General features: G+C 35.2%; 22 protein-coding genes and 1 pseudogene. 18 read left to right on the forward strand and 5 right to left on the reverse strand.

The annotated features are described in order from the left end of the window. Positions 1 to 434 precede the first annotated feature (434 nt). From FJR06_RS16880 to FJR06_RS16940, 13 genes are all read left to right on the forward strand, one after another. Complete coding sequence (locus FJR06_RS16880) at positions 435 to 1190, forward strand: sucrose-phosphate phosphatase (protein ID WP_168651862.1); 756 nt, start codon at positions 435 to 437, stop codon at positions 1188 to 1190. Positions 1191 to 1195: 5 nt separating this feature from the next. Next, positions 1196 to 1972: a hypothetical protein gene (locus tag FJR06_RS16885; RefSeq protein WP_168635297.1), complete on the forward strand. Its 777-nt coding sequence runs from the start codon at positions 1196 to 1198 to the stop codon at positions 1970 to 1972. Between the two features lie 91 nt (positions 1973 to 2063). Then, complete coding sequence (locus FJR06_RS16890) at positions 2064 to 2840, forward strand: class I SAM-dependent methyltransferase (RefSeq protein WP_168635296.1); 777 nt, start codon at positions 2064 to 2066, stop codon at positions 2838 to 2840. Between the two features lie 247 nt (positions 2841 to 3087). Next, entirely contained in the window at positions 3088 to 4536 is a 1449-nt protein-coding gene (locus tag FJR06_RS16895; RefSeq protein WP_168651863.1) for a glycoside hydrolase family 13 protein, read from the forward strand. A gap of 7 nt (positions 4537 to 4543) precedes the next feature. Continuing rightward, the gene (locus FJR06_RS16900) at positions 4544 to 5287 is read left to right on the forward strand and encodes an HAD-IIB family hydrolase (protein ID WP_015078126.1); all 744 of its coding nucleotides are present in this window, start codon (positions 4544 to 4546) and stop codon (positions 5285 to 5287) included. A 284-nt stretch (positions 5288 to 5571) separates the two neighbouring features. After that, positions 5572 to 7476, forward strand: coding sequence for a transketolase C-terminal domain-containing protein (locus tag FJR06_RS16905; protein WP_041457491.1), 1905 nt, complete (start codon positions 5572 to 5574; stop codon positions 7474 to 7476). Positions 7477 to 7570: 94 nt separating this feature from the next. Next, positions 7571 to 8107 carry a D-glycero-beta-D-manno-heptose 1,7-bisphosphate 7-phosphatase gene (gmhB, locus tag FJR06_RS16910; RefSeq protein WP_015078124.1) on the forward strand — a complete coding sequence of 179 codons (537 nt, stop codon included), beginning with the start codon at positions 7571 to 7573 and terminating at the stop codon, positions 8105 to 8107. 110 nt (positions 8108 to 8217) lie between these two features. Next, the gene (locus FJR06_RS16915; RefSeq protein WP_168651864.1) at positions 8218 to 9510 is read left to right on the forward strand and encodes a DUF563 domain-containing protein; all 1293 of its coding nucleotides are present in this window, start codon (positions 8218 to 8220) and stop codon (positions 9508 to 9510) included. 69 nt (positions 9511 to 9579) lie between these two features. Further along, positions 9580 to 10587, forward strand: a complete 1008-nt coding sequence (locus FJR06_RS16920; protein ID WP_015078122.1) for an SDR family oxidoreductase — start codon at positions 9580 to 9582, stop codon at positions 10585 to 10587. Positions 10588 to 10589: 2 nt separating this feature from the next. Beyond that, entirely contained in the window at positions 10590 to 11012 is a 423-nt protein-coding gene (locus FJR06_RS16925) for a secondary thiamine-phosphate synthase enzyme YjbQ (RefSeq protein ID WP_015078121.1), read from the forward strand. A gap of 2 nt (positions 11013 to 11014) precedes the next feature. Next, positions 11015 to 12136 carry a DegT/DnrJ/EryC1/StrS aminotransferase family protein gene (locus FJR06_RS16930; protein ID WP_015078120.1) on the forward strand — a complete coding sequence of 374 codons (1122 nt, stop codon included), beginning with the start codon at positions 11015 to 11017 and terminating at the stop codon, positions 12134 to 12136. Between the two features lie 108 nt (positions 12137 to 12244). Continuing rightward, positions 12245 to 13081, forward strand: a complete 837-nt coding sequence (locus FJR06_RS16935; protein WP_015078119.1) for a sugar phosphate isomerase/epimerase — start codon at positions 12245 to 12247, stop codon at positions 13079 to 13081. Positions 13082 to 13118: 37 nt separating this feature from the next. Next, complete coding sequence (locus tag FJR06_RS16940; protein ID WP_015078118.1) at positions 13119 to 13874, forward strand: SDR family NAD(P)-dependent oxidoreductase; 756 nt, start codon at positions 13119 to 13121, stop codon at positions 13872 to 13874. 134 nt (positions 13875 to 14008) lie between these two features. Here the strand turns inward: FJR06_RS16940 and FJR06_RS16945 are convergent, their stop codons facing one another. The 3 genes from FJR06_RS16945 to FJR06_RS16955 form a co-directional block, all read right to left on the reverse strand. Continuing rightward, a complete protein-coding gene (locus FJR06_RS16945; RefSeq protein WP_015078117.1) occupies positions 14009 to 14851 on the reverse strand; it encodes an HAD-IIB family hydrolase in 843 nt (280 codons plus the stop codon). Between the two features lie 186 nt (positions 14852 to 15037). Beyond that, on the reverse strand, positions 15038 to 15268 hold the full coding sequence (locus FJR06_RS16950; protein WP_168631757.1) for a hypothetical protein: 231 nt from the start codon (positions 15266 to 15268) through the stop codon (positions 15038 to 15040). Further along, positions 15269 to 15442 carry a hypothetical protein gene (locus FJR06_RS16955; protein ID WP_233467033.1) on the reverse strand — a complete coding sequence of 58 codons (174 nt, stop codon included), beginning with the start codon at positions 15440 to 15442 and terminating at the stop codon, positions 15269 to 15271. A gap of 319 nt (positions 15443 to 15761) precedes the next feature. Between FJR06_RS16955 and FJR06_RS16960 the strand changes: the two genes are divergently transcribed. Continuing rightward, positions 15762 to 17084 carry a hypothetical protein gene (locus FJR06_RS16960; protein WP_015078116.1) on the forward strand — a complete coding sequence of 441 codons (1323 nt, stop codon included), beginning with the start codon at positions 15762 to 15764 and terminating at the stop codon, positions 17082 to 17084. A gap of 67 nt (positions 17085 to 17151) precedes the next feature. Here the strand turns inward: FJR06_RS16960 and FJR06_RS16965 are convergent. Beyond that, positions 17152 to 17250: pseudogene (locus tag FJR06_RS16965) on the reverse strand (Uma2 family endonuclease); the annotation flags it as partial. A 237-nt stretch (positions 17251 to 17487) separates the two neighbouring features. Between FJR06_RS16965 and FJR06_RS16970 the strand changes: the two are divergent. Together FJR06_RS16970 and FJR06_RS16975 are read left to right on the forward strand one after the other, a co-directional pair. Continuing rightward, positions 17488 to 18687, forward strand: coding sequence for a mannosyltransferase (locus FJR06_RS16970; RefSeq protein ID WP_015078115.1), 1200 nt, complete (start codon positions 17488 to 17490; stop codon positions 18685 to 18687). An 11-nt stretch (positions 18688 to 18698) separates the two neighbouring features. Further along, a complete protein-coding gene (locus tag FJR06_RS16975; RefSeq protein WP_015078114.1) occupies positions 18699 to 20114 on the forward strand; it encodes a DUF2079 domain-containing protein in 1416 nt (471 codons plus the stop codon). A 104-nt stretch (positions 20115 to 20218) separates the two neighbouring features. Here the strand turns inward: FJR06_RS16975 and FJR06_RS16980 are convergent, their stop codons facing one another. Beyond that, positions 20219 to 21751, reverse strand: a complete 1533-nt coding sequence (locus tag FJR06_RS16980; protein ID WP_041457487.1) for a glycosyltransferase family 39 protein — start codon at positions 21749 to 21751, stop codon at positions 20219 to 20221. A gap of 41 nt (positions 21752 to 21792) precedes the next feature. Here FJR06_RS16980 and FJR06_RS16985 point away from each other — a divergent pair, with 41 nt between their 5' ends. Next, positions 21793 to 22737 carry a glycosyltransferase family 2 protein gene (locus tag FJR06_RS16985; protein WP_041457486.1) on the forward strand — a complete coding sequence of 315 codons (945 nt, stop codon included), beginning with the start codon at positions 21793 to 21795 and terminating at the stop codon, positions 22735 to 22737. Positions 22738 to 22820: 83 nt separating this feature from the next. Then, on the forward strand, positions 22821 to 23189 hold the full coding sequence (locus FJR06_RS16990) for an EamA family transporter (protein WP_015078111.1): 369 nt from the start codon (positions 22821 to 22823) through the stop codon (positions 23187 to 23189). Positions 23190 to 23426: the final 237 nt, after the last annotated feature.

The raw sequence follows: 23426 nt of genomic DNA on the forward strand, positions 1-23426 counted from the left end.
CCCAACGGATTTGTTGGGTTTCATTCTATTGCTTCGCAATGCTAACGCTCCACAACCCAACCTACGAATCAAGACTTTTTCTAATTTGGAAAAGGTATTGTTCATGTATACTATTTTTTCTATTTTTGAAATCTAAAGAAAATATAAAGAATATCTAAAGAATAAATTTTTATGACTTACTCAATTAATGCCAATTAACATTATTTTCAGAAAATCTTTAAAGAATATTAAGAAAGCAATAAAGTAGTAATATTTTTGTATGATCAACGAGTAAATTTTAAATAAGTAGGTTGGCGTTGAAAATTGTCGTTATAGCAAGGCAAAACGCAAGAGTAAAGAGGTTTTGGGCGATTTTACGTTTCTTTACACAGTTTGGTTTTATTGTCTTCACCTACTTAAATGTACAGTTTAAAATATTAATAACAATAATAAAGGTGGCAAAATTTTTATTTGTGACTGATTTAGATCAGACTTTAGTTGGTGATGATCTAGCTTTAAAGAAGTTAAATCAGTGGTTAAGTAAACAGCGCCGCATTGACGGTACAGTTATCTGTTACACCACAGGGCGATCTCTCCCGCTCTATCAACAACTGATCGCTCAAAAAGAACTCTTAGAACCTGATATACTCGTCCTGGCAACGGGTACAGAAATTTACTACCCAGGTAGTGAAACCCCCGATTCTGAGTGGACAAACAAAATCTCCCTGGGTTGGGATAGAGAACAAGTAATAGAAATAACCAGCCGATTTCCTTGCCTAGTCCCCCAATCTCCCTTAGAACAAACGGACTTTAAGGTTAGTTATTATACTAATACTAAAGGATTATCAGTAACACTTCCGCGATTAAAAGCTATTTGGCAAAATCATGGTTTAGCAGTACAAATGATCGACGCTTTTGGTGGTGCATTTTTAGATATATTGCCTGAGTCAGCTAATAAAGCTGCATCTGCTGTTTTTGTGCAACAACGTTTAGGTTTTACCAATGAACAAACTGTTATTTGCGGAGATTCAAGTAACGATCTGGCGATGTTTGAAAATATGCTTTGTCCTGCTATTATCGTTGGTAATGCCCAGCCAGAAATATTAGAGTGGCATGAAAATTCCCCACCGGGGAATCGCTATCTGGCAAAAAGTCACTTTGCAAATGGCATTTTAGAAGGATTAAAATATTTTGGATTTTACAGAGAATAATTGATATGAAAACCATTGTTTATCAATCCTATCGGGGAAACGAAACACCAAATTGGCTGGAAACTTGTATGCAAACAGTCAAAAATTGGGCAGAATTAAAAGGCTTTGACTACCGAAGAGAAGATAACTTTTTTAACTACGTTCCCGATTGGTATATAGATAAATCTCAAGGTAAAATTAACGTTATTGCTGATTTAGCTAGATTAGAAATAGCGAAAAAATTTTTAGAACAGGGATATGAGCAAACTATTTGGATGGATGCTGATGTGGTAGTATTTGATCCCGATAATTTAAACATTGAAACGACAGAAGAATATTTAGTTTGTCGTGAAGTTTGGTTGGATACAGAAGATGATAAAAACTTTGGAGAAGGAGAGATATTTTGTACTGAAAAAGTCACCAATTCATTAGTTTACTTTACGCAAAAGAATAGCTTTTTAGATTTTTACATATATGGGACTAAATCCCTGGTAAAAAATCAACAAGGGAGATTATCCAGATTAGCGGTTAGCACCAAATTTTTAAGCAAACTTCATGAAATTATCGAATTACCACTATTTATGAATATGGGGCTTTTTAGTCCTATTCTGATGCACGCCATAGTGGAAGATAAAAGGGAGATTATTCAACTGTATCAACAAACTTTAAAATCTCCTATTTATGCGGCTAATTTATGTCTATCCTTTAGAAATCAATCTCATAAAGGCATCATGGTGACGGATGAACTCTTTCAAGAAACCATTGATAAACTAATTCAAACTAAAGGAGGGATGATCAACTGAGACTTCTCTCCCTAACCATCTTTCGTTAAACTGGGAATCACAAAAATAATAATAATTAGCCATCAAAAACTATGATATTAAGGTGGGAATAATGACAGTATCTTTCCTGGAAAATTTTAAACAACAAACCGAGTTAGAATTTAATATACTCAAGTTCCGCATAGAAAATTTTAGCAAACAAAAATTCAAATGTCCTGTTTGTGGTTATTATGGACCTTTTCGAGATTTAGCAATGTCAACAGGTTCAACAGCAAAGCATGAAAGATGTATTAGGTGTCGCTCTTGGACAAGACACCGTTTACAGAAGCTAGTGTTAGACGAATTATTTAAAGACTATGATCCCTCAACCAAAAAGATCTTACATTTTGCACCAGAAAGATTTTTTCGGAAAACTTTCCAAATCTTATTTAAGGAGTATGTTAGTGCGGATTTAATGATGGAAGGTGTAGATGTTAAATGCGATATGACTAACTTACCTTTTGAAGATGCAACCTTTGATTTTGTTGCTGCTTGTCATGTTCTTGAACATATTACAGATGACTATAAAGCACTTTCAGAAATCAGAAGAGTCCTTAAACCAAATGGTATTGCGATTTTACCGGTTCCTATTTTGGGTAAAAAGACTATAGAATATCCAGAAGCTAATCCTAATGAATGGGATCATGTGAGATGTCCGGGAGAAGATTATTATGATCGCTATTTAGATTTCTTCTCTGTTGTTAAACAATATACTTCTCAAGATTTTTCTGATGTCAATCAAATCTTTATCTATGAAGATCGAACTATATGGCCTAATGAACCTTGTCCTCTGCGTCCACCAACTCCGGGAGAAAAGCATACTGATGCCATTCCGGTGTGTTATGTGTAACCATGATTCATAAATAAGTTGAGTAGGTACGAAAAAACCAAACTATGTGAAGAAAGATTAACGATACTTTAACCCTTTTTTCTCATAGCTCCTGCCTCATCCTAAAGATAAATATTCATGCCCATCTGACTTGAAAATTGGGGAAGGTGAAAGGGCTTATTTTCATTCCTCGTGGTGTACGCAGTTCATGATGGCTACTTAGGAGCTTTATTTTCACCGCAATTAAACCATAATCATCAAGTTACTTATGCAGATTCATACACCTGATTGGGTGAAACACGCAGTTTTTTATCAAATATTTCCTGATCGCTTTGCTAGGAGCGTTCCAGTAGATCAAAATTGGTTACTCAATCTGCCTTTAGAAGATTGGAATGCTCCTCCGACATTTCATGGCTATAAAGGAGGAAATCTGTGGGGAGTGATTGAAAATCTCGATTATTTACAATATTTGGGTATTAATGCAATTTACCTAAATCCTATCTTTACCTCAGCTAGTAATCATCGTTATCATACCCTTGATTATTATCAAGTTGATCCTTTATTGGGAGGAGAGGAGGCATTTACAAGTTTATTAAAAGCTGCTCATAATCGTAGTATTAAAATCGTTTTGGATGGAACTTTTAATCATGCTAGTAGGGGCTTTTATTTTTTCAATGATGTTATAGAAAATGGTCAAAATTCCCCTTGGTTAGATTGGTTTAAAATTCAAGGATGGCCTCTTTCACCTTATGATGAATCTCTGCCTGCTAATTATGATTCATGGAACGGAATTAGAGCTTTACCAGAGTTAAATACCAATAATCCAACAGTACGCGAATATATTATGCGTGTAGCTGAATATTGGATTGAATTAGGTGCAGATGGTTGGCGTTTAGATTCAGCAGATTACATTAAGACTCCTGGTTTTTGGCAAGAGTTTCGGGAAAGAATCAAAGCAATTAATCCTGAAGCCTATATTGTGGGAGAAATTCCTATGAATGCAACTGAGTGGTTAGATGGCACACAATTTGATGGCGTGTCAAGTTTACCCTTTCTTAATGCTACCACTGCCTTTATTGTCGGCGATCGCCAGGTAAAAGGTCATTTTGCTGAATATGCACCACCACCACCTGCGGATGCGGCTAAATATGGGGAGGAAATTAATCAATTACTGCAACTTTATCCTTGGGAAATTCAACTAACTCAACTTAATGGTATTAATAATCATGATACAGCTAGGTTAATTGATGTAGCTGGAGGCGATCGCCCCAGTTTATATTTATCAACATTACTATTATTGACTTTTCCCGGCGCACCTTGCATATATTACGGCGATGAAGTCGGTTTAAACGGTGGTTATGATCCAGAATGTCGTAAAGGATTTCCTGATAAAAAACAGTGGGATCAAGATATTCTTGAATATCATCGTCAATTAATTAAACTCCGTCTTTCTCATCCAGCATTAAGAATAGGTGAATATCATACCTTGTCCGCTCAAGGACAAGTTTATATTTTCGCTAGAAGGTTAGAAACAGAAATTTTATTAATTGCGGTAAATGCTGGTAATGAAATAGCAATGGCGAGTATTCAACCATCATGGCAAAATCAACTCAAACAAACATTATTTACATATCATTCCAGTCAAGAAAACTGGACTAAAGAAGCCGAATTTATTAACTTTAAACTTCCACCCCGTAGCGGATTAATTATTGGTTAATTAAGTCATGAAATATCAACAATCACTACTTTTAGCAACTGATTTAGACGGCACTTTTTTAGGTGGTTCTCAACAACAACAATCTGAATTTTATCAATATATTGAAAAACAACGCGATCGCCTACTTTTAGTATATGTCACCGGCAGAGAACTGGACTGGATCAGCAACTTATTAATAGAAAATCCTCATATTCCTAAACCTGACTATATCATTGGTGATGTGGGAACAACTATTGTACATGGTGAAACATTTGAGCCAATTTATCCTGTACAATATTGGATAATTAAACAATGGAATAATGCTAACGAAAAAATTAAAACCCTATTAGCAAATGAACCAGGATTAAAACTACAGGCAGTCAATCCTAAGTATCGTGTATCTTACTATTATGATTCTGAAAAATTGCAACCTAACACCATCCAAAAAGTAATCAATGCCGGATTTGATTGCATTATCTCATCTTATAATAATATCTATTTTTATTTTGATGTCATGCCCAAAGGAGTTTCTAAAGGACCAACTCTCTTGAAATTTTTGGAGGAAATAAAGTTTAATGCAGATGAAACCATAGCTTGTGGAGATACTCTCAATGATTTATCCCTATTTGAAACAGGATTAAAGGGAATTGCTGTGGGAAATTCTCATCCCAACTTAGTTGATAAAATTCAGACAATGGATAATGTTTACCATAGTCCTTATCCTGGTGTGATGGGTATTTGGGATGGTTTGAAATTTTACGGCAAGGATTAAATGTCAAATATATAGGACTCCTATTTGATTTTTGATGGCTTGCGTGGCGTAGCCATACAAAACTCGGTACACCTTAATATTCTGGAATCCTCTTGCCCTCCTACGCAGGAAAATTCAAGAATCAAACCGGATTCCTATATCAATACCTTAGCCATTTTATGCTTTGTTGGCTTAAACGACAGCGCAACCCATCTACGAATCAAGGCTTTTTTCAATGTGGACAAGGTATTGTTTGTACAATGCCTACCCTAGATATAATTTCAACAATCAAAAGGAACAAAAAAATGACTTTAACAACTCTTCGCTTTCCTATTGATTTGGATGTTTACAAGTCTTTGAAGTTAGACCCGACTAATTCAACTTTGACTAATGAACAAAGAGAAATTCTGAAAGCTAATATTCAACTTTGTCGAGATACTATTGTTTTTTTTACCGCTGTAGCAGCAGCCAAAGGTGTGGGCGGTCATACAGGAGGAGCTTATGATACAGTTCCCGAAGTGATGATTTTAGATGCTTTCTTTCGGGGAGTAGCAGATAAATTTGTGCCAATTTTCTTTGATGAAGCAGGACACCGCGTTGCTACACAATATTTAATGGCAACTTTACAGGGTGATCTTGATGCAGAAAATCTCCTGCATTATCGAGAAGCCTATTCATTACTACTTGCACATCCAGAACGAGGACGCACTCCTGGTGTAAAATTTAGTTCGGGAAGATTAGGACACCTCTGGGCTTATGTGAATGGAGTAGCGATCGCACATCCTCATCAAGTAGTATTCTGTTTGGGTTCAGATGGTTCACAGCAAGAAGGAAATAATGCCGAAGCCGCCCGTTTAGCTGTGGCTAAAAATCTCAATATCAAATTAATTATTGATGATAACAATTCCACCTGTAGCGGATATCCAACAGATTATCTCAAGGGTTATAACGTCGGTCAAACTTTAGCTGGACATGGATTAACTGTATTAACTGGAGCAGGGGAAGATTTAGATGATTTATATACTCGTCTCTGTCAAGCTGTCACTATTAATGGACCAGTAGCAGTAATTAATAAACGTCCTATGACTCCCGGTATTGTTGGAGTAGAAGGCACACCTTTAGGACATGATGCCCTATCACCAGAGTTAGCGATCGCCTATTTAGAAACTCGCGGACATACATCAGCCGTCAATTACCTCAAAAAAGTTATTCCCCTCACACATACCTACTCTTTTACGGGTTCTAGCAGCAAAACACGCCATATTTTTGATGCTACCGTTGTCTCTCTTCTCAGTCAAATGACACCCACAGAACGGCGAGAAAAGGTAATGTGTATTGACAGTGATTTAGGAGAATCCTGTGGTATCAATAAAATTAGTCAAGCCTATCCAGAGATTTTCTATCATGGCGGCATCATGGAAAGAGGAAACTTCTCTGCGGCGGCAGGATTTGGCATGGAAGCAGGAAAACAAGGCATTTTCAGCACTTATAGTGCCTTTTTGGAAATGTGTATTTCTGAAATTACAATGGCACGGCTTAATAAATCCAACGTTCTTTGTCAATTTTCCCATAGTGGGATAGATGAATTAGGAGATAACACCTGCCATTTTGGGTTAAATAATATGTTTGCCGATAACGGTTTAGAAGACGCTTATCAAACCCGTCTCTATTATCCCGCCGACGGACATCAAATGAAAGCTTGTGTGGAAACTGTATTTGATCAACCAGGGTTAAGATTTCTCTTTTCTAGCCGTTCCCCAGTACCCGATATTCTGGATACAAATAGTAAACCTTTATTTGCAGATGGTTATACATTTATTCCTGGAAAAGATGACGTAATACGAGAAGGAACAGCCGGCTATATCGTTAGCTTTGGAGAGGTACTTTACCGCGCCTTAGAAGTAGTAGAAATCCTGAAAAAACAGGGAATTAATGTCGGTTTAATCAATAAATCCACATTGAATCTAGTAGATGAAGAAATCATGGCAAAAATTGGTTCAACACCCTTTGTTTTAGTAGTTGAATCCTTAAATCGGCGTACAGGTTTAGGTATCCGTTTTGGTTCATGGTTACTAGAAAGAGGGTTTTCTCCCAAATATGCCTATATGGGAACTCATCAAGAAGGTTGTAGCGGAATTTGGGAACAACTCCCCCATCAAGGTATTGATACTATTGGCATCATGAACAAAGTTGAGGAAATGTTAAAATAAGAAAAAAATCCCCGAATTCTTCTGTGATCATCACCATAAATTATCAGATGATATCAGAAGTCGGGGATCTGAATCTAAAGGAGAATAATTACCAGTGATTAAAGTGGCTTTTCTTGATCGAGATGGAGTAATTAATATTGATCATCACTATGTTTTTAGATGTGAGCAGTTTGAATTTAATGATGGCATTTTTGCTACTTGTCGTCTACTACAAGATTTAGGTTATAAGCTAATTGTGATCACAAATCAATCAGGTATTGCTCGTGGTTACTATTCTGAACAAGATTTTTTAAGTCTTACTGTCTGGATGTATGAGCAATTTAATAACCAAGATATAACAATACTGGATGTGTTTTACTGCCCACATCATCCCCAATCAACTATATCTAATTACCGTCAAAACTGCCGATGTCGTAAACCGTTACCAGGAATGATTGAACAAGCTTGTCAGAAATATCCTATAGACTTGCAAAGCTCAATCCTAATTGGTGATAGAATATCGGATATGCAAGCTGCTAAAGCCGCAGGAATCGGTAAATTTTATTTACTCAGTCCAGAAATTTTTATTCCTAAAGAATTACAAGTTTCTGCTCGGTTGGATAACCTGGAAGCACTAAAGTTTTTTATTTAATGAATTTGAGAATATGTTTATTAAATATTCATTAAATTTTACTAAACTTTTACTAAAAAACCAGCAAATTATTTTGCTGTCCCATACAAAACAGAGAGATTTACAAGCAGATGAATAAAGTTGGGCGTTATGTTCAAGAATTGCTAATATTTAAACTCATATATCCTATTTTATTGAGATACATTGACGAAAATCTCATCACGATGACTGAGGAGATGGAGAAAGATAAAATGGAGAATAATATTCCTAAGTTAGAAGCGGAATATGAACAATTACCTATTCTCAAATTGATTTATTCAATTTTATTTAACTATCTACACAGCAATTTAATTACTAGAGTAGATTTACTCCAGCAATGTCAAGCAGAGAATAATCTTTATCAGTTAAAATATGATGAAATTATTCAAATTGAACCAGCTATAAGTTATCAAGAAATTCCCGCAGCATTTAGAGAAAAAGAAGGTAGCTTTGAATTTACTAATCCTTTTGCTGCGGTTGTCAAAAACGTTGAGTTATTGGGAATTTATGGGATTGGTTTTACTGAGGATAAAAATATTATTTTAGAAACAGTTTTAGATAGAGTAGATGTTTTAGAACACACTGCTATTTCTACAATGAAGGCTGGTTTCAATTCTCAATATATTGCCCCTATAGCTAATATAGAACATTTTGATTTAGCTTGTTCATTTGTTAATTATTGGAGTCATTTATATGCTCATTGGATATATGAAGCTTTAACTCGATTAGAAGCCATTGAATATTATTCTCAAAAAACAGGTAAAAAACCAGTCTTAATAATTGATAAAGATATTCCTAGTTGGAAAATTCGCTCTTTAGAATTGATGGGTTATGGTCTAGAAAATTATATCCAATGGAATGGATATAGAGCTAAAGTTAATGAATTAGTTATTTGCTCTAAAAGACGTGAAGGAGGACGTATTTCTATCAAAGCTTGTCATTGGGTAAGAGAACGTATTCTTAGTAACGTAGATAGTTATGCAAATCCAAATCTGGTTTTGAGTCCCAATATTTTTATTTCTCGTAAAAAAGCAAATGCTCGCCGCATTTTGAATGAAGAAGAAGTAAGCAATACTCTCGATAAAATGGATTTTGTACCTTATGTTATAGAAGATTTAGATTTTGCTGACCAAGTAAAATTGTTTGCTCAAGCTAAATTTATTATTGCTCCTCATGGTGGTGGAGTAACAAATATTATTTTCTCCCAAAATTTAAATTTAATTGAACTTTTTGGTCAGAAAATTAGCCATTTCTATTATACAGTTGCTAAAGGATTAGGATTCGATTATGCTTGTATGTTTTGTGAGGTAAAGAATGAAGATATCATTGTCAATTGTGAAGAATTAAGTAGAATGGTTGATAAAATGACAAAAAATAGAATTTGATAATGTAAATTAGATGATCATAAAGCTTGATGAAAATTTAAATTTTGACTAACAGATTATTAATTTTGTATGAACAGTAAATTAAATTCTCCTAAACATTGCTTAGTCACTGGTGCTGCTGGTTTTATTGGTAGCCACTTGTGTGATCTCCTCCTCAAATCAGGTCATAGTGTCGTTGGTTTAGATAATCTGGTGACAGGAAGAACAGCTAATTTAAAAGTGGCTCAAACCTATTCCACATTTACATTTATTGAGCAAGATGTTGCTGATATTTCCCCATCCATATTAACAGATATTGACTGGGTATTTCATTTAGCAGGATTAGCTGATTTAGTTCCCTCAATCCAAAATCCAGGAGCATATTATCATGCCAATTTACATAGTACATTCGTCCTTTTAGAAGCTTGTCGTACTGCTAAAATCCAAAAATTTATCTACACAGCTTCTTCCACTTGCTATGGTATTCCTAATCAATATCCCACATCAGAAACCTATCCTTGTCATCCTAAACATCCATACGGCTTAACAAAATATTTAGGTGAACAATTAGTCATGCACTGGGCGCAAGTTTATCAACTTCCAGCCCTTTCTTTACGATTGTTTAATGTGTATGGACCAAGATCCAGAACCACAGGAGCTTATGGTGCAGTATTTGGCGTATTTTTAGCTCAAAAACTAGCGAAAACCCCTTTTACTGTTGTTGGAGATGGAATGCAAACGAGAGATTTTACCTTCGTTAGTGATGTAGTAGCAGCCTTTATCAAAGCTGCTGAATCGGATATTACCGGGGAAATTATTAATATTGGTTCTGGTAAATCTGAAAGCGTTTTAACACTGGTGAAATTATTAGCAGGAGAAATTACTCACATTCCCAAACGCCCAGGAGAACCGGATTGTACTTGGGCTGATATTACTAAAGCTACGACTCTTTTAAAATGGCAACCTCAAGTACCTTTAAGTCAAGGTGTAAGTGAAATGTTAGCCAATATTGAACTTTGGCGAGATGCTCCAGTTTGGACACCAGAAACAATTCAGCAAGAGACAAAATCGTGGTTTGAGCATTTAGGAAAGGAATAAAAATGACCAACTCATCTATAAGACTTGACCAACAATCAATCAAGGTACAAACTACTGGTAAATCTCTATGTCAAATTACGCCCCAAGTCCAAGCAGTCATTACAGAATCAGGAATTACAGCAGGAATTTGTAACCTTTTTATCCGTCATACTTCCGCCAGTTTATTGATTCAAGAAGAAGATGCCAAACCCGACGTGGAAACCTTTTTTGCGAAGTTAGTTCCCGAAAATGGTCAATATCTTTTAGCCGGACAAGGTTTAGATGATATGCCGGCACATATTCGCTCTGCCCTTACCCATACCTCTGAACAAGTTCCGATTGCTCAAGGTCTTTTGCAGCTAGGACGTTTACAAGATATTTATATCTGGGAACATCGTCAGTCTGGTTACATCCGTGAAGTCGTTATCAATATATTGGGATATTAAAAATGTCACAACTATTAACCATTAATCAAATACCCTTCGTTAATCTTAAAAGTCAACACGCTGCCATAAAGTCTGAGTTACTAGCAGCAATGGGTGAAGTCCTTGATGATGGCAACTTTATTTTAGGCGAGCAAGTTGCAGAGTTTGAGCGTCAGTTTGCTCAATTGTGTGGCGTTCGTTATGCAGTTGGTGTTAATTCTGGGACAGATGCCTTAATTTTTGCACTCAAAGCACTTGGTATTCGTTCTGGTGATGAAGTTATTACTGTCCCTAATTCTTTCGTGGCTTCAGCTACCTGTATTCGCATACTTGGTGCTAAACCTGTATTCGTTGATGTGGGCGATGATTACAATATTGATCCAACTAAAATCGCCGCAGCTATTACTCCCAAAACAAAGGCAATTATCCCTGTACATCTGACGGGAAGACCTTGTAACATGAAACCAATTTTAGATATTGCCCAGGAAAATGGAATAGCTGTAGTGGAGGATGCCGCCCAATCTGTACTGGCTGAGTATCAAGGTCAACGAGTAGGTTCTTTGGGAATAGTGGGTTGTTTCAGTTTACACCCCCTGAAAAACTTAAATGCTTGTGGAGATGGAGGAGTAATAGTAACGGATGATTCCGAACTGTATGACCAGTTAAAAATTATGCGGAATATTGGTTTACGAACTCGTGATGACTGTGTGATGTGGTCTCATAATTCTCGCTTAGATACTCTACAGGCAGCTATTCTGTTAGTTAAATTGCGTTACCTCCAGGAATGGACACAGCAACGTCAAGAAAATGCTCACTATTACCAAAGTCAACTTGCGGGTATTCCCCAAATCATAATGCCATGGGAACGAGAGTGGGAAAAATGCGTTTACCACACCTTTGTGATTCAAGCTGAACGGCGTGATCAATTGCGTCAATTTTTGAGCGATCGCGGTATCGGTACAGCAATTCATTATCCAGTGCCAATTCATCTATCTACAGCAGGTAAAGAATTAAGCTATCCAGCAGGGAGTTTTCCTGTCGCAGAAATGCAAGCAAGCCGCATCCTGAGTTTACCTATTTATCCAGGACTAACCGTTCAGGAACTTGAGCAAGTTTGTGAAAACATTAAGTTATTCTATCAATAAATAAGCCTCAAATTTTCTTCACTTTTGACTTGCTGTTGTGCATTTTGAATGCACGACAGCTTACCCTCTAAGCTATACACATCATTTCTAAAATCCAAAATCAAAAATATGCTAAAGTCTAACATTAATTCACTAAATATTGGCTGTGCTGCTTGGGGCTGGAGAGAAGTGGAAATACCTGAATATTTCCACTGGATAGCTAACCAAGGCATTCGTTCAGTAGAAGTGAATGCTCATCCCCAAGCACCCAAACATCTTTTACATGATGGTGATGATCAAGCAGTATCTAAAATTGCTGATTGGGCTAAAGAAGCAGGAGTAGATATTATTTGTATAGCAGGAAGAAATAATTTTACACTCTCAGATGCAAATGAGTTAGAAACAGAAATTAAAAGAGTAGAGCGTTTTGTTGATAGTGCTGAAAAATTAGGGGCAAAATTTGTCAGATTATTGTCTGGTGATCACAGAAATGATTATATTCTCCCAGATGTTTTTCCTCTGTTGCATTATGCTTTTAATAAAATCGGTGATTACGCCGAAGAACGAGGAATTCAAATAACGATTGAAAATCATGGTGGACCAACTGCAACCGGACAAAGAGTGGCCAGAATGATGAAAGGTATTAAAAGTCCTGCTGTTGGTATTAACTATGATCCCGCTAATTTTTTGAATCAGGGAACTGATCCTTTGATGGCACTCCGCTATATTCTTCCTTGGGTAAATTATAGTCATTGGAAAGATGTGCAATGGGTTAATGGTAGTCCTCAATTCTGTGCTTTTGGAGAGGGAGAAATTGTCTGGGAACCGATTATTAAAGAACTATTAAATGCAGGTTATCAGGGATATTGGGTGGTTGAATATGAAGAAACATCAGATGTTGAGCAGGGAACGAAAGAGAGTTTAAATAACTTGTCTCAAGTATTACAAAAATTTGCCGTTGTCTAAGTTTATTTCATTATTTTCATCAGGGGTTAGCAATTAAATGTCATTTTCTTTAGATGGTCATGTGGCCTTAGTTACAGGAAGTTCCGCTGGTTTAGGGAAAGCGATCGCTCTCAAATTGGGACAAGCAGGTGCTAAGGTAGCAATCAATTACAGCAATAACGAATCACGGGCTAAACAGGCTTTAGCTGAACTTGAACAACAAGGTTGCCAAGCTATTTTGGTTCGTGGGGATGTTACCCAAGAAGAAGATGTAGCAGCAATTTATGAAGCGATCGCCTCTCAACTGGGTGCAGTAGATATTTTGGTGTTAAATGCCACAGGAAACCAACCCCAGATCCCCTTTGAGGAATACACCTGGCAAGATTTCCAAACCATGCTGGATTTTTTTATCAAAAGTCCCTACTTATTAACTCGTATTTGTTTACCCTCCATGAAACAAAAACAATGGGGACGAATTATTAATATTAGTAGTGACGTTTGTTTCCGCTCAGTTAATAACTTCAGTGCTTACGTTACTGCCAAAAATGGACAACTGGGATTTACACGCAGCATGGCCACCGAATTAGCGCCTTTTGGTATTACAGTTAATGCAGTTGCTCCCGGTTGGATACCCGTAGAACGCCATGAAAACGTTCCTCAAGAAAAAAAAGACGCTTACCAAGTCAGAATTCCCATGCAGCAATGGGGTACTCCACAGGATATTACTGAAGCAGTGCTTTATTTCGCCAGTCATGAGTCCAGATTTGTTACAGGGCAATATTTATGTATTAACGGTGGCTTTACTCTTATGTAAATATGGTTAAGACTGATTGAGTTATAAACAATTCAGCTTTTTCAGGATTACACAAAAAATACCAAAAATATGGCGTTTCATAATTGCGGAATGTGGGATGTAATATATCAAACATTCTGACTCATGACTCTTGATTATTTAATAAGTGTTTTTAATACAGATAATATTCCTTTAGCATATTCATTTTCTGCTATTTGAAAATGTAATTTCCTAGCTTCGCTGGTTGCATTTCCAACTAAATAACCATGTCTAACAGTTTGCAGCATTTCAATATCATTACCACTTTCACCAAAGGCTATGGAGTTTTGATAGCTTACATTTGTCTGCTGTAAAATAAAATTAACTATATGTTTTTTACCTGTCCCTGATGGGATAAAATCAACATCATAGCAATTGTTTGGATCTCCAGATAAAGGATTTGCTTGACTAATATTTACTTGAATACCAGCTTTTTTCACTAACTCTTTTATCTTCAAAATTGCCTGATTATCAATTAGATCATTTTGTTGATGGTAATAGTAATTTTTTAAAAAAGGACAATCTGCTATTTGAGGTTGTGGTGTCAAATGTATATTATCTAATTTTAGAAAACTAACTAAGTTATTAACTAAATTCTCAGAGAATCCAGTTTTCATAAGATTGTTTTCCCATATTTTATCTTTTTCAGCGTATTGGTTTTGATTGAAGTAGATTAGTTCAGTCCCTAAACTACTAGCAATAAAATGAGGTAATAATGTCAAACCACATTTATTTATTTTATCAAAAACTGAAGTTAAACTACTACCAGTAACCCAACCAAAAAAGATTTGTTTCTGATATGTTTCATTTAATAAATACTCCTCAAGTTCTTTGAGATCATTTTTATAATCCTCTCTATTTTGATGAGCAAGATAAGTTTCATCAAAATCTGTAAAAACAACGTATTTTGGTTCTGGGACAGAAGGTAACAGTTTTATATTATGTTTGCAATATTTCATATAATGCTTATATAGGACTCATATTTGATTTTTGAAAAACACCCGGTACACCTGAATCGCCTAGAATCCTTTTACCTCATGCCTTTTGCATCTTACCTACCTACGCAAATAATTTCAGGACTCAAATATTATTCCTATACATATTATTTTATTTTTTGTGAGATTCGGGCGAAAAGACTTTATATTTTACATCCTATTATAGCCCACATTCACTATAAACTTTCCTTTAGTCGTCTTGAGACGACTTTTGCTATTAGACATGGCTTCGCCACGCAAGCTATCAGAATTCATTGGGAGGCGGGTTAAATAAGAATGAAATAGTCCTGGGCAAACATGGGTTCTTGCGGCTAAACTCTTCTTTTCTTGATGCCCACATTTTGGACAAGTTTGAGATGGTTTTACCTGTTTCTGACCCATTTAGTTCTGTTGCTCAAAGTAAGAAACAGATTTACCAAACTTTTTAGATGAAGTAATGCGGTTGGATACAGCAGCGTTGTCCAAATCTTTGTGAAGTTGGCGGTGGTAGGACAACATTTCACTGACTTGTTTATTTGGATATAGTCGGAAAGTTGCTCTCCGTAATGCCATCATCAATCACCCCCTTGGTTTATCTATAGTATACTGCTATTATCTAATTCCATCACTGATATTCTCAATACAGACAAATGGTTGCTGAATCTGCTGACTTTGTCGAGAAATACATTGATAATTTGGCATAAATAAAATATAGTTGTCAAAAACTCAACTGTCCAAATAATTTCTTTCAACGTGTTGAAAATTAATTATCCAGACGTTTCGTTTTTGACTTGCTTACATCCCCACGATATCAGTACATTGAGGGTGGGGATGTAAGCAAAACAGTTAAAACTAACATTGTCATTATCTCAAAGTCAGAAAAAAGCATAAGCCTATGGTTAAAGCGCAAATGGCGATATCTACGCTCGTCGCAGCCATCGCCAAATTTATCTGGACAGATGATTTCTTATTTCCTGCGTCTATGTGGCTTGTGAGTCGCATATTTATTGGGACTGCTATGTTATTGATTGCCCCCAATTTACCAGCATTACAAGATGGGATTACGCCTCATTTTGGCTGGGGAATTTTTGATGCTTGGGATAGTGTCCATTATCGAGCAATTTCCACTGAAGGTTACGAATTTGTTGATGATGGCAAGCAACATAATTTGGCATTTTTCCCCCTATTTCCTGTCAGCATTTTTATCTTCATGAAATTTGGGTTTCCTTTTGAATTAGCTGGATTAATTATCAATAATTTAGCATTTCTAGGAACACTTTATTTTTTATATTCTTGGGTGAAAAAACAATGTGGTATCAGCGCAGCCCATTGGACAATTTCTGTCATGGCTTACTGTCCTATGTCTCTATTTACGGGGGTAATTTATACAGAAGGATTGTATTTGTTATTGAGTACAATGGCTTTACGTGCCTTTGATCAAAAACAATATGTTTGGACAGCAATTTGTGGGGCAATGGCCACAGCAACACGTCCCACAGGTATGGCATTAATTCCCGCATTTTTAATTACTGCTTGGAAACAAAATAAACCATTAACTGCCTATATTGCAGGTTTATTATCTGCCACAGGGTTGTTAATATTTAGTGTCTATTGTAAATTGAATTTTAATGATTTTTTAGCCTTTATTGCTGCACAAAAAGGATGGCGGCCTTCCTTAGGTTTTGATTGGGAAGGCTGGTTAAATATGTTTATGCAAATTCCCTTTGGCAACAATTGGTATTTTGGTTGGGTTGAGAATGATGAAGGCGGGATTAAAGACTTTTGGTATCCGCTATTTTTTGGTTTAATTGTAATTAGTTCTTCTTGTTTATTCTATTGGCGAAAATATTTTAATCCATTGATATTCTATGCTGGTTATGCGATAATCATATTATCATTAATAATTGCCGATCAGGGATTAATAAATAATTTACTGAATGTATCTATGATATTAGGTAGTACCTACCTTTTATGGTATTTCCGTCAGCAACTAACTCCAGTTATGGTAGTTTATGGTTTTTGTGGTATTGGTTTACTTTTAGCCTCTGGTGGCACAATTTCTTTAAGTCGTCTTGCTTATGGAATCGTTCCTCTGAGTGCAGCTATTGGTATCTGCTTATCTCGTTATCCGCGTCAAGCTTATTTAGTTATGGGTTTGTTTATCACCTTACTTGGTAAATTGGCAATAGGTTTTGCTCAAGAAATTTGGGTAGGATAGGAGGAGATATTTAAAGTGGAGAATATCAAGATGTAGAATTTTCGACTGCGGATTTTATATGAGGAAATATGATTTGTCCGTCAATGTATTCGCTTTTGTAGTCAGCAGTTGCTTCTAATTCCAGATATTCTTCTGGGGTGTAATATTGCTTTGCTATTAATTGCATGTTTTTGAGCAGAAAGCGATGTCTGTTAGTTTAACATATCAGTAATAATTATTGATTAAGTTTTTATCTATTAAGTTTCTAATACTTTTCATCTGTTGCATCAGAGATTCAACCAAAGTATGGTAAGTTTTAATACGTCAATAATAGTCCAACTTGTAAATAATCAATAATGGTACGGCATTTACTATTTCTCTTAAAATACAATTTACAAAGATAAAAGTATCATAATTAATAATCATGAATAATTCACACAAAACATTATTGAATTCAATAAAAGATAAGTTTAATCATATATTAGACTCTTGCCAATTACCAATTCCCAGATATTTGTTAATTGGTATTATATTCGCAGTGACAATCAGATTAGTTTGTGTTCCCAATAAATCAGTAGATTATAAATATTTTTTAGATCCTTGGTATGATTTTATTGCATCTCATGGCGGATTTATTGCATTAAAATATGGTTTTGCTGATTATACACCTTCCTATCTTTACTGGCTTTTGATTGCTTCTACCCTGCTTTCTGGATTACCGAAAATTCTAGCAATCAAACTTTTTGCCATGACTGTTGACTTTATTTGTGCATTTTTAACTTATAAAATTGTCAAGCTGAAATATCCTGTGGGTAGAATGGCAAATTGGGCATTTTTAGCTGTTATATTAAGTCCCACTGTAATTTATAATAGTTCGCTTTGGGGACAATGTGACGTTATCTATACCACAGGATTAATTGCCTGTATTTACTTTTTATCTATTCACAAACAAATTCCCGCATTAATTAGTTTTGGTGTAGCACTTTCGTTTAAATTACAAGCGATGTTTTTAGCACCTTTATTATTAATCTTATTGATTAAAAAAAGAATATTTTGGTTTTATTTACCAATAATTCCTTTAGTATATATAGGGGCAATGTTGCCAGCTTGGATTGCTGGTAGACCAATCAAAGAATTGCTTTTAGTATATTTTGAACAATCTCATAAATATAAAGAACTAGCTAAAAATGTCCCTAATTTTTATCAATGGATTCCTAACGATTATTATAATATTGTTGTGCCAATAGGTTTACTGTTAACTGTAACTGCGATATTTTTGTTAGCATATCTTGTTTATAGAAGTAAATTAGAAATTACTCAGGACAGATTGATATATTTAGCGACAATATCAGTATTTCTCATGCCGTATTTATTACCCAAAATGCACGAAAGATATTTTTATCCTACAGATATTTTATCTACTATCTTTGCTTTTTACTTTCCCCAATATCGTTGGGTAGCAATATCAGTGCAACTGGCATCATTTGTTAGTTATTTGGGAACTCCTATATATATCCAATTATCTTCTATTCCTTTAGGTTTTACACTTTGGTTTGTTGTGCGAAATTGTGATATGATTTACACCAAATCAAAAACAGATTTTTCCTTAAATATCAATAAATAACAAATTCTAGTGTGGAAAAATTACTAGCTAAAAACGGACTTGCTACTATCAGTTGGATGATTGCGATAAGTGCTTTCATTTTATTTGCTTGTAGCAGTTTAAGACACTTCTTATTTCAATCAAATGCCCTTGATTTAGCAGTATTTGACCAATGGGTATATTTAGCAAGTCAAGAACTACCGCCAATTTCATCATTTTTTGGATTTCATCTGATTGGAGATCATGCAGCTTTCATCTTGTATCCAATCGCTTTACTATACAAAATTTATCCCGATGTCCACTGGCTATTTGCAGTACAAGCCATAGCCTTAGCATTGGGATGTTTACCTGTATATGCCTTGGGTTTACAAATAGGTTTATCAGTTAAGTATGCGCGAGCAATTGCCATTTCATACTTACTCTATCCTTGCTTATTTAATAGCAATTTTTTTACTGACTTCCGACCTGAAGCGATCGCAATTCCAGCAATATTATGGGCAATATGGGCAGGAATTGGTGGTAAAACTTGGCAGTTGATAGTAGCTATTCTGCTAGTTTTAATTTGCAAAGATAGTTTAAGTTTAACTGTAGTTGCTTTTGGGGTGTGGTTATGCTTTACCCAGAATCAGCGTAATTATGGAATCGGTTGTATTGCAGCAGGTGCAGTTTGGTATTTAGCAACAGTTGGTTATCTTGTTCCCATGCTGCGAGGTGGTCAAGCTGGTGGGGTTGTATTTTATGCTTCTATGGGTGATTCCCCTAAAGAAATTATATCGAATATCATTACTAATCCTGGCTTGATTTTAGGAAAATTCTTTTTACCTGAGACAATATTTTATTATTTATTCCTTGTACTTCCAGTCATCATTGGATTGCATTGGAGAGCAGCAATGACAATAATTCCTGCTTTACCAATGTTTTTGCTCAATATCATTTCTGATTATTCAGCACAACGAGACTTAGTTCACCATTATTCTTTAACAATTTTCCCATTTATTATTGTTTGGTTATTACGTTCAATATGGCAGTACCAGAAAGATAAAAAAAGACCTTGGCTAAAGCCAAAATTTTTAATTATTTGGGCTATTATTTCATTTTTGGTACTAGCCAAATATGAATTTTTCATCAACCGATATCTATCTAGTCTTTCCAATCTTAACTCTCTGCATACAGCAGTTAGTTTTGTTAAAACTCAAGGAAGTGTTTTAACAACATCTAGAATTGCTCCTCATTTAAGTCAACGCCAAATTATTAAGCTAATTAGTCCAGATTGGAAACCTGATAATACAAGTGGTGAAAAATTTGATTATGTACTACTTGATTTACGAACTAAAAATAATAATAATAAACTTGACTTTAATCCAGAATTAGGAAATCAACTTAAAAGCAACCCAGAATTTAAATTGACATATCAACAAGATGATGTTTATTTATTTACAAAAAATTAACGATATAAGACAGCAAAGTTTTAATTGAAACATCAAAATGATCAGGATTATCTATTATTGATGCGTAGGGGTTTAGCAATGCTAAACCCCTACAAATTATCATTTTAAAAAAACGAAATTAATGTAAATCCTTTAGCTTCTCCTATCATTTTACTCTGTTTTAAATTCATTTTCTGCAAATTCTCATTATCCACCAACAAATAAGATTTATGAACAAACTTATCCTGTAAATCGGCAATAGATGCAGGAATAATTTTACAATCACTATAAAAGTCTAAACTAGGACGACTATCAGGAAAAGAAGTATAAATCTGTGTTCCTGGTGGCACATTATCCTTAATTAATGTTGCCACTGGGACAACAGGAAATTTTTCATTTAACTCCCAAATCCATGATTGAGAACTCATCAATAGTGCTAAAACTAAATACATTCCCGTCAATAAAACAGAAATAAATTGCCGATTATGCTGATTAATTAACCATGATGTTATTACCATAGTTATTGCTAAAATAATACTCATAATAATTAACAATGGCTGTTTATCAAACATAATGAAATAAACACAACCCGCTAAACCAACAATAATTAAAAATCCGAAAAATCCCGTCAAAAACTTACTTCTAAACTTCCCACCTTGCCAAATATAACTTAAATTAGCCCCAATTGCTAAAGCTAAAAATGGATATACGGGCATAATATACCAGGGTAATTTTGTTCCCATTAAAGAAACTATGGCAAAATAAACAATTGTGCCAATCAGAGTTAAACAACCCCAAGCAGTATCACGGTTTTTCCAACTTAAATATAAACCTCCTGGCAAAAACAATAACCAGGGAAAACCATATTTTATGACTTCAAGTAAATAATACCAAACCGGACCAGTATTCCCTTCCACAGCTTTTCCCAGTCTATCAAAAGCTTGAGATTGAAAATGCACTTCTAAGAAAATATTGCCATAATGTTGCCATTGGGCAAAATACCAAGCAATAGCAGGGAAATTCCCTAACAGCATTCCTATCCATAGAAATGGATTTTTTAATATAGCTAATTGTTTATTAGCAAGAATAAATAAACCTGCTATTCCTGCCAAAACTACCACTAACATTCCCTTTGTGAGAGTAATTAAACCCAAACAAAACCCGATACCAAGAGCATATTTTTTATCATGACGCGCTTTGAGAACACAAAATAACAATAATAAGAAAAAGGAAATAGTCATCCCATCTAACATTGCCAATCTACCATGACGAACCACAGGCAATAATGTTAAATAAACCAAAGCTGAAAATAAAGCTGGTAAATTTTCTCTAAAAGCTAAACGTCCAATTAAGTAAAGTAAAGGAACTCCTAAAGCTGTTAAAAATGCTCCCGGAAATCTGGTCGTAAACTCCTGCACTCCTCCTATGTGATAGCAAATAGCAATTAACCATTGCATTAAAGGTGGTTTTAATAAAAAAGGATCTCCTTGTATAGTAGGATAAAGCCAGTTACCCGTGCGGTAAATTTCTCTAGCGACTATAGCATAAGTGCCTTCATCCCAATCTCGTAAAGGTAAATTACCCAAACCTATCAACCATAAAATTAAAGATGCCAAAAGTAAGCCGAAAAAGTATTCTTTTTGTGAGAATGAACGCATTATTATTAAATGTTAAATAAACTTAATTATTAATTATGATGATGAATCAGCCTATCTACTCCCTAGTTATCCCCATTTATAACGAAGAAGAAAATATCACTGAGATGTATCGTAGGTTACATCATGTCATGGAGCAGTTAGACGGTGATGTAGAACTAATTTTAATTGATGATGGTAGCCGCGATCGCTCTTTAAAGATGATGCGCGAATTACATCATCGTGATAATCGAGTCCATTACCTCAGTCTAGCCCGAAATTTTGGGCATCAAATCGCCGTTACCGCTGGTTTGAACTTTGTCCAAGGCAAATGTATCATTGTTATGGATGCCGATCTCCAAGATCCACCAGAACTAATTTTAACAATGATCGAAAAATGGCATCAAGAATACCAAGTAGTATATGCTCAAAGAATATCTCGTCAACAAGAAAGCCGACTAAAACGCTTGACAGCATATCTTTTTTATCGCATTCTTCGACGCTTGGCTAAAGTTGATATTCCTGTGGATACAGGAGATTTTTGCTTAATGGATAGACAAGTAGTAGATATATTGAATTCTATGCCTGAACGCAATCGCTACATTCGCGGTTTACGTGCTTGGGTAGGTTTTCGACAGACCTCTGTACTTTTTGAAAGAAACCCTCGCTTTGCAGGAGATGTAAAATATACCTTTGGTAAATCTTTATCTTTAGCAATTGATGGTATTATCTCTTTTTCCACAGTTCCTTTACGACTAGCAACCTACTTAGGGATTATCTCCGCTGCGATCGCTATGATTATGATAATATTAGTGCTTTATTGGCGAATCTTTGCCCCAGTATCTCACTTAATTGGTTACACATTAATTACAATTTCCATGTTTTTCTTAGGTTCAGTTCAATTAATTTGTATTGGGATTTTAGGTGAATACATTGGCCGAATATACGAAGAAGTAAAAGGTCGTCCTCTTTATACATTAAAGGAAACTGGAGGGTTTACAAAAACCTGAAATATAAAAATCTGGTTTGATTTTGAGGTAAAGGTATGGCACCAAAGCATAATATTCAATCAATAAAGTTAAGGTAATATTCAGTGTCAATACCAGAATTTATTTTACTGTTAATCTCCGTCCTCATCAGTGTAGCAGGACAATTTTCTTTAAAAATGGGAGCAATCAAATTAGGTAAAGTGCATGGAGGGAATATTATTAGTCTCATTCTCAACATGATCACCATCCCGGAACTTTTATTAGGATTAACCTGTTATGGTATTGGTGCAGTAGCCTATATCTTACTACTAACCAGAGTCAATCTGAGTGTTGCTGCACCAGCCGTATCAGTTGGTTATATATTTTCTGTATTCCTGGGGTACTTTATTTTAAAAGAACCTATTTCTCTAACCCGTGTTTTTGGATTAGGTTTGATTGTCACTGGGGTGATATTAGTAGTTTGGAAAAAATAAACTCAAGACAAAATAAACTAACATTGAAAAGTCATCAATCGGTGATAGAATATATCTGTTCAAGGCTAGAATAGTAGCTAACGTAACTACCAAATATCATTCACAAGTGAGAAACTATATTCAGTTAATTATCATCTAACTACTCATGACATTGAGGAAAAAATAACTTTTTCTTTAATAGTAAATCATGCGTCCAAGCAACACAATATACGTGAATACCTAAATACATCCTCAATT

It is taken from the genome of Dolichospermum sp. UHCC 0352 (genome assembly GCF_009711925.1).
In the GTDB taxonomy this organism is placed as follows: Bacteria; Cyanobacteriota; Cyanobacteriia; order Cyanobacteriales; family Nostocaceae; genus Dolichospermum; species Dolichospermum lemmermannii.